This is a genomic window from Bacteroidales bacterium (assembly GCA_016707785.1).
Lineage (GTDB): Bacteria > Bacteroidota > Bacteroidia > Bacteroidales > UBA4417 > UBA4417.
On record JADJGZ010000017.1, the window covers coordinates 1 to 14355 of the forward strand.

Here is a 14355-nt window from a genome sequence, read left to right on the forward strand (position 1 = left end):
AACCTATTCCGTCAGGCAGTTGGCGAAGAAGTTTACCTCTTACCTCCGAAATAAATTTCGAATCAGATCGGTTGGTTCACACTTTTTTGAAAAGGATCTTAATCTGAAGAAATCTGCATGAACCTGTCGGTCTACTATAATATTCCTGTTCGGGATGGACAAACACTTCTTTTTCTGGATGAGATCCAGGCATGTCCCCAGGCTATTTCTTCACTTAGGTTTTTTTATGAAAAGAGGCCCGCGTTGCATGTAGTTGCAGCGGGTTCCCTGTTGGAGTTTGCCTTACAGGAACTTCCGTCATTTGGTGTCGGGCGAATCGATAATCTCTTCATGTTTCCCCTCTCCTTCGATGAATTTTTATTAGGAATGGGTGAAGAGCGGTTATATCAACTCAAAAAAAGTAATGGTTTTGATGCTCCTCTGTCGCTCCCCGTCCATGAAAAATTGCTGGAATATCTCCGGAAATTCCTAGTACTTGGGGGCCTTCCTGAAGTAGTTCATTCATTTGCAGAGAACAAGGATTATCTTCAGGTACAACAAATCCTCGACAGATTGATCAGCGGGTATGAAGATGATTTTTGCAAAATTTAAAAAACGGGTTCCTGTATCACGATTAAAAGAGGTATTTCAATACGCTGTATTCCAGGCAGGAAAGAAATTCAATGCATCTAAAGCATCCGATTCATCGAACCATGCCAGATCAAAGAGGCTCTTGACTTGCTGGAGATGGCCGGATTGGTGTATCGTGCAGCACACAGCAGCCAATGGTATTCCTCTAGGGGCGGAAGTGAATCCCAAAAACTTTAAGATCATCCTTTTCGATCATGGAATTTTTCAGCGTATCCTGGGTCTGGAGCTTTCATCTTACTTGACAGAAACAGATTTCACTTCGGTAAATAAAGGAACTCTGGCAGAACAATATGTAGGTACAGAAATCATTAAAAACCATGCCCGAAATAGCCGTCCGCAACTCTATTACTGGCATCGGGAGAAAAGGGCAGCAGTGCCGAGGTGGATTATCTCCTTCAAAAGAATCATAAAAAATTCCCAATTAAAGGGAAAATTGGAGGGGAAAATGCAAGGTTTGCGATTATTTCTACAGGAAAAAAGATCAGGAGGAAGACACGCATTTTCCTTTGGAAAACTTTGGCAATCGACATACCCGGGTACCCCCCTGCTTATGCGGTAAAAAATCTTTCCTCCGATAAGTAAGAATTTTTGAATTCCCATAGTTCCCCCTGGAAACCAACTCACTTTGCCTTCTCCACCACCTCCTCCTCACTAAACCCAATCTCGCCCGACTTAGTCCTGTGCGGAAATTCAATTTTACACTGTCCATCCCCTTCATCATAGTAGAAGGTTATCAGTCCATTCTTTTCTTTCCAGTCAAAATTGTTGCGGTATCGTCCGAGGTAACCGGTTGCGATGTATTTCAATCCGGGCCATTGAAGCATCTCAACCGCTGATTCTGCATAATCAACCATAAGCAGATACTTGCCATCTTCACTGAAACTGATGTGATTTCTTTGCTCATAATATTCATCATTGTATTCAATACAACTACCACTGATATAATCATAGGCAGAGAGGATATTCATATTGTCCAATACCAGGAAAATAGGGCTTTTGGGGTGAAACTCGAGTTGTTTTATACCCATATCAAGGGATTCGGCTGAATAGTGGATATAGAAATCGCATACTTTTTCACTGGAACGTACATTCCACACATGCGCCATCGTATCAAGAACGATCCTGTAATTGCTGTCCGGACTCATTATCTCATAAGGTTCTTCATTTTCTTCCATCGGAGCCTCAGTAATCTCAGGAGCAGGAGCAGGTTTATGATTCCTGCATGCCAGTATGCCAGCCATCAGGCATACCATTACAAATCCAATTACCAGAAGAATGTTTCTGTTTTTATTTTTCATAAAATGAGCTATAAAATTATGTATTTCTGAAAATTAAAACAGTAAAGGCAGGTTCCATCCACCAGTTATCATTACAAATTCAAAGACCCAAAATCCAAAATCCAAAATCCAAAATCCAAAATGCAAAGTGTAAAACCCAAAAGTCCCCTTGGTTTATATTTTCAAATCCTCAAATCTTCACATTTTCACATTTTCACATCTTCTAATCTTCACATCAAACATCCGACATCAAACATCCGAAATCAGACATCCGAAATCCTCACCTTTTCCCTAACTGCATCCTCATATGTTTTGACAACATTTCGAAATAAGTATCCACTGCTTGCCCCAGTTCAAATTCCACTTCAGGCGCAAATTTACAACCATGACGATCGAGAGAGCGCACCGTGAGACGATGGCGCATCTCCTCAATTTTCCCGCCAGGGAAGTATCCTAATGGCACTATGCTGAGAACAACTCTCCTGGCGTTTAACATCCGCTGAATTTGTAAGGAAGGCTTATAGGTCTCAGGAGCAATTACAAGAAGTCGCTCCTTTACAAACGGAATGGCAAGTATTATCAGTGCCGACTGCCAATCGTCCAAAGAAATTTCCAGGTTATATCTTTCCCGGTAAGTTGAGATCAGCGTTGATACACTACTTGACTTTACCACCGGGCAGCATTGGTACTGATTGGACTCTACCCAATCTGCAGCCTGGATGGAATTGATGCATGGATTCCCAAAAATGGTAATCCCGGATAATAGCGTGGAGGATTCCACAATTTTCCCCAGATGAACTGGAATCTTTTCTTCAACACCAAAAGTGACATTAGCAATAAAAACATGTCCTTTCTCCCTGGCAACCTCCTCAAATCTCTTCCTGTCTCTTACATGGTCCCCAATTGAAGATCCTCCGATATAGGTTGTCCAACGGGATTTATTTGTTTCAGGGGACGAAGGAAACAGAAAAACGGCAGGTTCCGGGTTTTTATCATCGGAAATGAAGGTCTGTCTTCTCAACCTGGGTTGTTTCACATAGATCCGCGGAGATCCCTGAATAATGGAACGAGTGGTAGCTTTTATATCCACTCCATCATAAAGAGATCCTTCAAATACAGTATTTGTTGTATCATTATTACCCTCCATTGCAATGCGTGAGGCCTGCTGAGCCGTCCCATAAAGAAGTGCTTCACAGGGCGGCCAGATCCAGGAATTATAGGTGGCTATTTTCTGCTTTGGGGGCATCCCTTCCTCCCAAAGCCATAAGGATTGTAACAAGTTCATCTGTTCCTGTAATTCCGGTGTTGCGGGCAGAAAGAAGCTGTATTCATTTTTCAGTATTTCAAAGAAGTGATCAAGAGCAGACGGTTGATAACAGGCATATATCCCTTTCACTTCTTTCTTTTCGGAATTCATTGAAGTATCCGGGTAAAGAATGGAATATCCCGGGAAGTTTTCCTGCGATGCCCAGGGCCTTTGAATATCCATCAAAGAGCTGGCAAGTACCCTGTTATAATTCCTGTGCATCATGGTATGAGCAGTTGTCAGCACATTGTTCATCCCCGCCTGTTTCCTTTGACTTACCAGGCATTGGTTAAAGAGAAGCCGCTCGAACGCCTGAACTGTTCCCATGAAAGTATCATATTGCAAGCCTCCCATCTTTTCTCCGTAATGCTTGTAGGATGAATCCAGCACAATTCTGACAGCTTTCCTGTAGTGGAAGGAAAGCTCCTCTGCAGCAGAGTTTCTATAGTTTTCATAAATGGTAGTGTTTACCGGCAGGCTATCCACAAACATCAATGCAAGTTGAGGATGGATGATGACTCTATGAAAGGAAACAGACCTTCCGGAATTTTCAGAATTATCCGGGTAGATCAGGGGATTTTGAAGGAGCAACTTTATTTCTTTCCAATGGGCCAACCCTCCTGTATAAAGCACCCTGGAGTATTTTGACAATATCCACTTTAGTTTTGCCACCATAACCTGTTCTCTTTTTGTATCAATAGCTTTGTCGCGGGTCAGATGCGCTGCAGATTCATTCCTTTCTATGTAGCCACTAAAGCATTTCCAGGCATCCACAGAATCTTCAAGTAATTGTTCCGGCATTGTTGGAACCGGGAAATCAGGGGTATCAATTCCATGTACAGGTATCCCCAGTTCAATGGAAAGTCTTACTGCTTCAATGATGGAATCCGTAGCACTGAGGGCAAGTACAGAGTGTCCCTTAGCCTGAACAGAATTCGTGGATATCAATCCTAGCATACAGGGAAGCTGGGTTTGGCTGCCTTCTCTCACTCCTAATGCCTTTAAAAAAAGGATCAATGCTTCCAGGCTTTCCGGATCTAATTCAACAGCAATAGCATCAGGCCTGGATACCTGCTGCAGGCATAACCGGTGAACCTCCGCTGCAAAAACAGCCTTGTAATGAATTGCAGGAACAGCTAGCAAAATGCTTTCTTCATGCTGAATTTCCAATGCCATCTTATGTGTTTTTAGGGTGAAAGAAATATGAATAATTCGATCTTAGTTGCTAATTCTGGTTGGAATGACTGAAGAGTTGACGGAAAGCAGTTTCAAGATGGGAGGGTTTTATTCCACTTATAGAATTGATTTTCAGGTCAAACGGATGATCCATACTTGTTTTCATCAACGCATCTCCCCCTCCCGCATTTTCAAATGCACTCAGGTTTTCAGCCAGGCTGAACAGGTAGATAGCATCCCGGGGCGATAGTTTGTGAGATGAATTGTACTGTACCCACAAAAGCCAGAAAATATCCAGCAGTTTGCTGATCTCCTTCTGCATACCTGTAAATTGTGAAAGGATGATTTTTTCAATTTCAGCCCTTGGAGGGAATTCGATGGTGATGACAGGTCTCATTCTCGAATTGATAAACTCAGGAAGCAGGTTGATTTCTGCTGTATTGGTTGCCGCTATAAACCGAAAAGCGGGATGGGCAATTATCCTTTCTCCTAGAAGTGTGGAATCTATATATCTTCTTTCATCGAGTACACTTACCAGCAAGGCAAGGGCTCTTGGCCTGATCTTGCCGATCTCATCAATGAATATGATCCCACCAGTGATCATGGCTGTAACCAGGGGAGACAGAATATAGTCCATAACAGCATTATTCTGATCACTAAACCGGACTGCACAAGCCAGGTCTTCAGCGGTTACATCTTCATGCCCCTGGAAGATATACAGGTCGCGGCCGGTTTTTTGGGCTAACTCATAGATGATCCTGTTTTTCCCCATGCCGGGTTCTCCAACCAATAAAGGACTCAGGGGTAAACTTCTATCACTTGCCATCCAGGCTGCTGTTATTAACCTTAACTCTTTTTCTCTCCCGATAAATTCGGGGAGAACATTATGTTGGGGGACAAAAGGTTCGCTGAAGTAGACAGCTTTATTACCCAATGTCATTTTACGTCTCTCTTTCATTTTGGGAGGATTTAAAGGTTTTGCAAATTTTCACGGGAGGATCCGGGTAGTTGAGCAAAAAAGTTTTTGGATTGCCCAATCAGGTTGAAAGATTCATCAGGCAAGCCAAACATATCGTATAGGATGGTTTGGGAATTACTTGTATTCAAAAGATATTCTGAATTTTTCCCGGTAATTGGCTCAGCTGTTTCGAGAGAGATTACTTCGAAGTTATCAATACAATCGGTGAAGAATTGCCTGGAATTTTCAGGGCAGACCGCATAAGAATCATCGAAAACGCACATTTTCCCCAGCAGAATGCAGTTTTTAGGATCACTGGCATCATAAATCAATATTTCATCTTCATATCCCCCGGCAAGAAGGATGTTCTTCTTCAGAATACAGGACCAAAGCGAATTCTTTGTAGTGATGGCAGACAATTCTTCCAGGTAGGGCAATGACATGATCTTAACACTCCCGTCGAAACTGCTGCTGGCTACAATATCGGGTTGAAGGGGGAACTGAACTATGCTGGTTACGTCGCTCAGGTGACATTGAAGATAATAGGTGAATTCCATCAATTCCAGATCATACCTGTGTATGTAGCCATCCTGGTCAGTTACCAGAAGGCAGTTATGCTCCTTTACCACGATCAGCGACCGGAGGCACCTGGGAATAAAACTCTCCTTGAGCCATTCTCCTGATTCAGCATCGAAAACCGTAAGGTAGCCACTATCAGAAATAGTATACAAGTATCCATTATAAACAACACATTCAGCACTGCTCAATGTAGAAAGATGCTCGCCAGTTTGAGTTATCACACCTTCTACTGTTCCATCCTTCAAATCCCACTTACGAACGGAATTACTTCTGCACAATGGATTGAGGTCAGAATCATAACTAACACCAAACACATAATCTTTATTCCCGATGCGGGCGGTAGCCGACTGGGGACTCCGGCCCATTCCGGCATCCGTAAGAACAAGCCTTTGCTTCAATGTATAGAAGTCGACAACTCTAATGGTCCCATCCCAGCTTGCTGAAATGATCTCATTATTGTGAACATACACATGTCTGACTGTTTTCGAATGAAAATTATGGTAGCGCATCTTCCCTGTAGTCAGGTTGATCAGGTGCACACGGCTTCCGTAAAGGTGAGTTACCAGAAGCGTGTTTTCCTTCTCATGATACCACAGACTTCGGATGCCTGAACCGCTGAGGTTCTTCTTAAGTCGAACCGAGTATTTATCCAATACCGATTTTATGAAGTCGTTTTTATATGCAACGATCAGTTCATTGTTTCCGTTATAAATTATTGGTTTCATAGCTTGGGGTTTAGGGAATAAATCAGTCTCTATTTTATACAAGATTTAATTTTGCATGGATGACTTCATCTATTTCTGAAATCAGTTCAGAAATGCGCTCATCGAGGAAAACCAGTTCCTGCTTGAGGTATTTGACATGTATCTCAGCCAGTTCCTCATCTGCAATATGCTTGGCCTTGAAGGACGTATGATTGATGAGCATGAGTGCACCGATCTTATTATCCAGTTGGCGGGCCAGGTCGAGCAACTTCTCAGGATCAGGCCGCCCCTTGTAATTCATCATTTTCCCACTAGTAAAATCAGTGAAACTAATCAGCAGACCTTGATTTTTCCTGTAAATGACTACTTTCAACAGTATCTCCAGCAGTTCTGATTGTTGGATCAATACATCACTGGCATCGCTGGTCTGACGGTTATAAATATGATTTGCCTGGATAAAGAAATCATCCAGTTCATGAAGTGATGAGTTCGGGTCTGTAGTAATATGGGATTCCCGGCAGTTTTTTGAGATAGACCGATACAATTGCCTGAGCCTGTATTCCACTTCTTCAGATGATTCATTGTCATAATTGTCGGAAAATACTGGCTTCTGATTTGATCGGCGAGGAGCCGGGCTTGAACCCGACTGAACATTAATCAGGAAATTAAAGTATTTCCTTTCCAGGTCCTCGGCAGACTTAACCTCCGGGTCGTTTGCGATGGCAAGTTTTGAGATAAGTTGCTTGATAACCTGTTCTTTAGATCCAATTTTCAGGACATAAATCCTGAACCTGGCTTTATATTGTTCATTTGTATCATCAATCCCCTTGATAAATCCATGCCTGGAAGCCATTATTGAGCTTAGTTCAAAGTTAAGCCTGTATATTTCAGCCTTTTTAGAACTAAGATTACTGAACATTTTGATATCAAATCCCGCGAGCACTGATACAGGGAACATCCATAATTGATTGGATAAGATGAAGTATAACATGGACTCAAATCCAATAACGGATTTTTTACTTCCGGATTGATCAAGAAGCTGAAAAGCTTCTTTAAGTCCATCCGTATAAAGGAGAAGGTTTTCATAAAAGGAAGAGACAAGACTGTGGTCAGATCCATGGTTCTCAATTATTTCTCTTTTACATAAATCATCAGGCAAAAGATTAGCAGTTAAATAAGCATGTCCTTCAAAAACACTCTTGATAAGCAGTATCATGGTTTGAAAAGGAGATAATCCATTCAACCCTGATTGAATAATGAGGTCTTCAAGGTTCTCTTTATCACGGCTTGTTTGAATAGATTCCCCCGGGAAATCCGGTTGTGATGAAGTGCCTTCAATAAAGGGCTCTGACGGAAGGGGATTATCCCTTTTTTTGAAATCCCGGATATCCAGGAATAAAGGGTAGTAGTCACTGAAGTGGGCTTTCTTTTCCATAATGTTTGGTTATTAGGTTTCTTTGATTTCTTTCACTGATGCGTTAATAGTTTAGATTCTTTACAAATTGTTACTAGCCATATTTGTATTCATCTGATTTTAAATTATATACAATTATTAAAACACACAAATGCACTTCTTTTATTTCCATCTTACTTAACTTGAAGTGACAAGAATAAGAGTGGATTGCATTTTTAATAATTTTACATAACCTATCCCATACTTATATACCAACTGGTTGACATGCTCAAGCAATGGAATTTCATGCCAAGCTTAAGCTGTCGGCCATAAGAATCTGATTTAAAGTTTTTTATAAATTTTTTGCTATTGACTTACCCGGATTGATTTGAAGGAATGAAGTGCTTCATAACCATTTTCTTAGTATTAACCTTGTAAAAGAAGACCATGCAACTCATTTCTTATTCACAAGTCAACCAGGAAGGCAGTCGTCCAAATATAATTGACTGGAATCCAGATCATAAGAAAATTATTATTGAGATAATCCTGTCAAAAGGAACCCTTAATATCCTGGGTCAGTCAAACCTGAGGCTTTTCACTGCATCGATGGATCATGCAGACATCATCAACTGCAAGGAAAAAAAGGACAAGATTGATTTATTCCGTTCATTTGGTTTAGCTTCAGATGAACTAGCTGATAAACCCCGTAAACTGCTTTTTAAAAGCAATAATCTTGGAGCTGTTAAACGATCCATCAATGCATTTGTTAAACGCTTGCTGCCTTCGCATCCTGCCTGCATTCTGATTATCGATGATTCTTACCTGCAATCGCTGATTGAGGATTTGCGTGTTATTAAAAGTCCGGCATCTGGTCAGAAAAAACCATTGGAGAAAAATCCCATTAAAAGGCTCATTTTAGATTCCCGTAAAGACTCAAGGATGAAAGAAATCAGCCAGCATTTTCTTGGAACTTCACCTGATGTAGAAATTGTCAGGGCAATGATCCTGAAAGCAGCCGAATCGAAATTGCCGGTATTAATTCTAGGGGAATCAGGTACAGGTAAAGACGTGATCGCCAGGCTTATAAATAAGTTTTCTACATTTAATAAGACTCCGTACAAGGTGCTGAATTGTGCTGCTTTGCCTGAAACGCTGGCAGAATCAGAATTATTTGGAGCTAAAAAAGGTAGTTTTACCAACTCTATTGCTGAAACCATCGGGCTGTTTGCAGCTTCAAACGGAGGTACTATTTTTCTGGATGAAATCGGGGACCTTTCTCTGGCAATACAAGCCAAGCTGTTATTAGCTGTTGAGAACCAAAGTATAAGACAAATCGGTTCTACGGAATCAAAAGAGAACCTGGATGTACGTGTTATCTCTGCAACCAACAGGAATATCGATTATATGGTGATGCAGCATACTTTTCGCGACGACCTCCTGTTTCGCCTTGATACCATTCGAATCAATGCTCCTCCCCTCAGAAGCCATCCGGAAGATATTCCCCTGATTGCTAAACATATCTGGTCAAAGCTGAACAGTCCTCATGAGTTATCACCTGAATTTCTTGATTATCTCAAGACTTACTCATGGCCAGGAAATGTCAGGGAAATGAAAACATTACTTAACAGCATCAGGGATATTTTTGGAGATGAAAGCCCGACAAGGGATAGCATAGAATCGCTCAGGAACTACCGGCAGGAAGGAATAACGCAATCATTCAGTGACGGCATTCAGGATCAGGCTCGTTTTATCAGGCTGGAAGCATATAACAGGCTTATCAAGGTTCAGAATATTCTTCGGGCCATCAAGATTAATCTTCGTCCATATATCAACGCAAAATCCACCGGTAAAAAAAATATCATGAGTCCGGATAATTTGAAGTCCTTTGTGCGGAATCAAATCAATCTGCTGGAAGACTTATGCCGGGAACCAATCTATTTTAAGGATTTAAATCTCTTCCAGGAAACTACACGATATCGTTATCTGTTGGACAAAGCCCTTAACCATTGGCCGTCATCATTAAAAACAATGGATAAATTGTGGAATGCGGAACTTCATAAACTTGATGAGAGTATTAATTTAAGCATTTTCCGCTTCATCTGGGGGAAGGTTGATATGTAATTTTTGGTTGTAAATAAGCTGGAGTGCCTAAAGTGAGCTAGAGTGAGCTAGAGTGCCTAAAGGTAAAGTGAGCTAGAGTGCCTAAAGTAAGGGCGAGACGCAAATTAATCAGGCCGGGGTCGCGTGCCATTGCGCTAAGTGCCTGGAGTGAACTAAAGTGCCTGGAGTGAGCTAAAGTGAACTAGAGTGAAACCTTACTTGGAAGATTAGAAATAGCAGATTATTGCAATGCTTTCCTGGCTTTTAAAATATACTTCGCAGTATCCAATGGACTTATCCCTCTAAAAGGCCGGATGACTCCTAATTCATCGGGACATTCCTGGTAACCATGAAAGTGAGTGGAAATCCGGGCTTTGCCCCCGGAGCGGGAACTTAGTTTCACCGGGTAATCCAGGGAGGTGGAAACCGGTAACAATCCATGAAGGATGAACCGTCCGTTATCCATTTCCGGACTTTCAAAACTGCCCCGCATTCGGGTGATATCGCTGGTAATGGCACCCAATAAGTCTTCGGTAGCCTGGATCCTGAACCTGATCATGGGTTCCAGGAGGGTGGTACCGGTATTTACCAGTCCATCCATAATGCCCATAGGGGTTGCAATAACAAAATCGCCCGGACGGGAATGCATTTCATGGTCTTCGCCTTCAATGAGGGTGATTTTTATATCGGTTACTTCCCAGCCTTTGATCCCCTGTTTTAGTGCTTCAGGAATAGTGCGTTCCACCTCATTCTGGTACTTCTGCAAAACATCGTTCACTCCAATGGCACTGGAATAGTTCACTCCGCTACCCAGCTCACCGGGTTCGATGAGGAATTTCAGGATAGCCCAGCAGGGTTTGGGCATCCAGTATCTGACAAAGCCCTCAGCGGTTGAAGAAGGGGTTTCCTTATAGATTACCGTTGGGTTTTCGAACCTGGCTGCAATGGAAAACCGGTCGAGTAGGATCTTCTCCATTACCTCCATTTGTATCCAGCCCATCATTTTTAACTGCAGTTCCGCTTCTTCACGCAACCATTCAAACTCAAGGGAAGGATCTTCTTCAGCCAGTTCCTGCAAGGCTGCTGCAAGTGCAGGATAGTCTTTTTCATTGATTGCTTTCACCTGGACAATGAACAGAGGCTGCTGAATCCTTACTGCAGGTGGAAGCTGTAATGGTTCAGATCCGAGGAAATCACCAATTCTCACGTTTGAAAGTCCGCAAAGTCCGGCAATATTTCCCGCATCAACAAAACCTATTTCTTCATGTTTACCTGGTAGCACCTTCCTCACTTGTATCACCTTCGAATCTTCAGCTGTTCTCACATTTTTGAGTACCTCACGGGTCGAAATCTTCCCTTCTAGCACCCTAACCAGGGCCACTTTCCCCATAATCCTGTCATGTTCAATGCCATACACCAGGGCAGAGAATGGATTCGATGCACTTCCTGTTGGAGGGGGAAGATAAGAGATGACGGCATCCAGTAGGGCTTCAAGTCCTATCTCATACTTTGCTGATCCAAACAATAGAGGAATAAAATGCCGGGAATGCACTAACTGCCTGAGTTGTTGATCCAATTCAGCAAAAACGGGAAGAGTCCCTTCAAAATATGCATTCAACAATCCTTCATGTGTTGCAACCAGTCTTTCAAGAAGATCTTCTCTGGTTTTGGCATTCGACCATAATGGGGAAATATGAACCTCCGCTTCACCTTCATCAGAACAGTGCTGCAAGACAAAGGGATCCACCCTTAATTCCTTCCTTATTTCATCCAGGACCCTATCAATGTCAGCCCCGAGCCTGTCGATTTTATTGATAAAGATGATAACAGGAATACCGGCATTCTCCAAAGCCCTGTAAAGTGCCTCTGTATGAGCCTGCACCCCTTCAACGGCTGAGATGACAAGAATTGCCCCATCTACAGCCCTGAGCGTGCGCTCAACATCTGCCGAAAAATCCACATGGCCGGGAGTATCGATCAGGTTAATCTGTATTCCTTTCCAGGAAAATGTAACCTGGGCAGATCTGACTGAAATCCCCCTCTCCTTTTCAACGGGTAAAAAATCAGTAAATGCAGATCCATTATCAACATTACCCGCCTTTTTGATCACCCCTCCAAGCAGCAGCATTTGTTCAGTAATGCTGGTTTTACCGGCATCAGCATGGGCAAGGATGGCAATATTGCGAAGGGTTTCAGGCATGGGTGGATTTTCGGGGGCGAACTTAAGCAAATTTACTATGAATATGGCTTCCCGGCAGTTTGTGAAATAATCCTGCATATATAAGATTCTTTCTTTTAATTTGTGCTTTTATGCACAGTGCCTAATTCAAACCATTGAATCTGATTAAATAACCATTAGTAAATCTCTTCACCATCCGAGAATGATATTATGGCCCATTCCATGTAACTTTTAAAAACTAATGAATAACACATGAAAAAAAGTGTCCTTTCGCTTCTGCTGTTGATTTCACTTACCTCTAACTTTTCACTTTTCGCTCAAACCGACAAAGTAAACAGACGAATCATCGAAATCGGCCAAACCGATAACCAAACCATGCAGCATCTCGATGTTTTATGCAATCGCTTTGGTGGCAGGCCTATTGGTTCCGATGCCTATGACAATGCTGCTGAATGGGCAGCCAGTAAGTTCAGGGAATGGGGCATGCAGGTGGAAATGGATGAAGCGGGAACATTACCTGTAGGGTTCAACAGGGGGCCCTGGTTCGGCAGAATGCTGGGTGGAGATGGAATGATCCTTCACTTTGCGACCCCTTCCTATACTGCCGGGACAAAAGGGGTTCAAAAAGGGCATGTGCTGATTGAACCCAAAACAAAAGCAGAATTTGAGCGAATGAAAGGCAGGCTGAATGGGGCCTGGGTGCTGATATCAGGTGAAAGTGAAGGCTGGCCGGTAGATTACTCTGTAGCTGCCGATCAAAAAAGGACAGAAATTATCGCAGAAAATGAAAAAATCGATAAACTAAATGATTCAATCCGTTCTTTAAACTGGAGAAACAGGGATTCCGGCAAAAAAGCCGAACTACTTCCACTTAAAGAAGCTCCTGCCCTCTTCTATAAAGAAATGGTGGAAGCAGGAATACTGGGAATTATTCAATCATCATCCGTGCCTATCAGGGCGCTGTATGACCGGAAAAACATTGATAGCATGTCGTTTGACAGACTGCCCACCGTCCCGGATATCAAGCTCGATGAGCATCAGTTTAAAGTTATTGAGCAAATGACAAAAGAGCGTCAACGTTTTGAACTTGAATTCGACATCCGGAATCATTTCAAAATGGGGCCCGTGAAATACCATAATGTAATCGGCATTATTCCCGGAACAAAATATCCTGATGAATATGTGATTATGGGCGGACATCTCGATGCTTACGATGTTGCCACAGGAGGTGTTGATGATGGATCTGGGGTAACCCCTGCCATGGAAGCCGCACGACTCATCATGAAAGCGGGAGGCAAACCTAAAAGAACCATCCTGGTGATCCTGTGGGCCGGGGAAGAGTTCGGATTACTCGGTTCAGAAAGCTGGGTGAAACGAAACGAAGATAAATGGGGAAAAATCTCGAATATGTTTAACCGTGATGGGGGACCAACGGTTGCAAATAGTCTGAGTGTTACAGAAGCAATGTGGGATGATATGGAGAAAATATGCAAGCCTCTGAATGATATAAATCCCGATTTCCCTTTCACGCTTAAAAAGCGGGAACCCAGGGAAATGCCTAAAAAAGCTTCCGGGACTGATGCAGGCTCGTTTGCGGTGAAAGGAATCCCAACTATGACATTCGGAACAGAAGATACAAAAGGATACGACTTCAGTTATATGGAAATATGGCATACCGAGCGCGACACTTATGATAAAAGCATTGCCGAATACCAGGAACACACCTCAATTGTTACAGCCATTGTTGTGCTGGGTGTCGCCAGTCTCGACCATCTCCTCCCCGCACAGGGTTTTATCTCCCTCCGAAAAAAAGAATGATATAAATGCAAAATGAAAAATGAAAAGATTAAAATGAAAAATTTAGACTGAATCACTTATAAAGTGTTTGATTTTCTGATTTAACAATTGTCAATTTGCATTCTTTACTTTGCATTAAAGTCTGCACCTGCCGCTGATCATTCTGCATTCTTTATTATGCATTTGATTTTCAAGGGGATTTAAACATTTTCACTCTGCATTTTCATTTGTTTTACGCAGCGGCGGATTTGATTTT

10 protein-coding genes are annotated in these 14355 nt (G+C 42.4%); 4 read left to right on the forward strand and 6 right to left on the reverse strand.

All coding sequences use genetic code 11. The features are described from left to right. The first annotated feature begins 117 nt into the window (after positions 1-117). Positions 118-591: an AAA family ATPase gene (locus IPH84_11020; protein MBK7173740.1), complete on the forward strand. Its 474-nt coding sequence runs from the start codon at positions 118-120 to the stop codon at positions 589-591. Beyond that, positions 572-1189, forward strand: a complete 618-nt coding sequence (locus IPH84_11025; protein ID MBK7173741.1) for a DUF4143 domain-containing protein — start codon at positions 572-574, stop codon at positions 1187-1189. The genes IPH84_11020 and IPH84_11025 overlap by 20 nt, the downstream gene beginning before the upstream one ends. 61 nt (positions 1190-1250) lie before the next feature. Here IPH84_11025 and IPH84_11030 read toward each other — a convergent pair whose 3' ends face one another. The 5 genes from IPH84_11030 to IPH84_11050 all read right to left on the reverse strand — a co-directional run bounded on the left by IPH84_11030 (position 1251) and on the right by IPH84_11050 (position 8065). Then, positions 1251-1928, reverse strand: a complete 678-nt coding sequence (locus tag IPH84_11030; protein ID MBK7173742.1) for a WD40 repeat domain-containing protein — start codon at positions 1926-1928, stop codon at positions 1251-1253. 259 nt (positions 1929-2187) lie between these two features. Continuing rightward, on the reverse strand, positions 2188-4389 hold the full coding sequence (locus tag IPH84_11035) for a hypothetical protein (protein ID MBK7173743.1): 2202 nt from the start codon (positions 4387-4389) through the stop codon (positions 2188-2190). 49 nt (positions 4390-4438) lie between these two features. Next, the gene (locus IPH84_11040) at positions 4439-5347 is read right to left on the reverse strand and encodes a MoxR family ATPase (protein ID MBK7173744.1); all 909 of its coding nucleotides are present in this window, start codon (positions 5345-5347) and stop codon (positions 4439-4441) included. Positions 5348-5358: 11 nt separating this feature from the next. After that, positions 5359-6651 (reverse strand): PQQ-binding-like beta-propeller repeat protein, encoded by a 1293-nt coding sequence (locus IPH84_11045; protein MBK7173745.1) that lies wholly within the window; start codon positions 6649-6651, stop codon positions 5359-5361. Between the two features lie 34 nt (positions 6652-6685). After that, positions 6686-8065, reverse strand: coding sequence for a hypothetical protein (locus IPH84_11050; protein MBK7173746.1), 1380 nt, complete (start codon positions 8063-8065; stop codon positions 6686-6688). Positions 8066-8470: 405 nt separating this feature from the next. Between IPH84_11050 and IPH84_11055 the strand changes: the two genes are divergently transcribed. Next, complete coding sequence (locus IPH84_11055; GenBank protein MBK7173747.1) at positions 8471-10144, forward strand: sigma-54-dependent Fis family transcriptional regulator; 1674 nt, start codon at positions 8471-8473, stop codon at positions 10142-10144. A 220-nt stretch (positions 10145-10364) separates the two neighbouring features. Here IPH84_11055 and IPH84_11060 read toward each other — a convergent pair whose 3' ends face one another. Continuing rightward, positions 10365-12323, reverse strand: coding sequence for a TetM/TetW/TetO/TetS family tetracycline resistance ribosomal protection protein (locus tag IPH84_11060; protein MBK7173748.1), 1959 nt, complete (start codon positions 12321-12323; stop codon positions 10365-10367). 231 nt (positions 12324-12554) lie between these two features. Here IPH84_11060 and IPH84_11065 point away from each other — a divergent pair, with 231 nt between their 5' ends. Continuing rightward, positions 12555-14120: a M20/M25/M40 family metallo-hydrolase gene (locus IPH84_11065; GenBank protein MBK7173749.1), complete on the forward strand. Its 1566-nt coding sequence runs from the start codon at positions 12555-12557 to the stop codon at positions 14118-14120. Positions 14121-14355 lie beyond the last annotated feature (235 nt).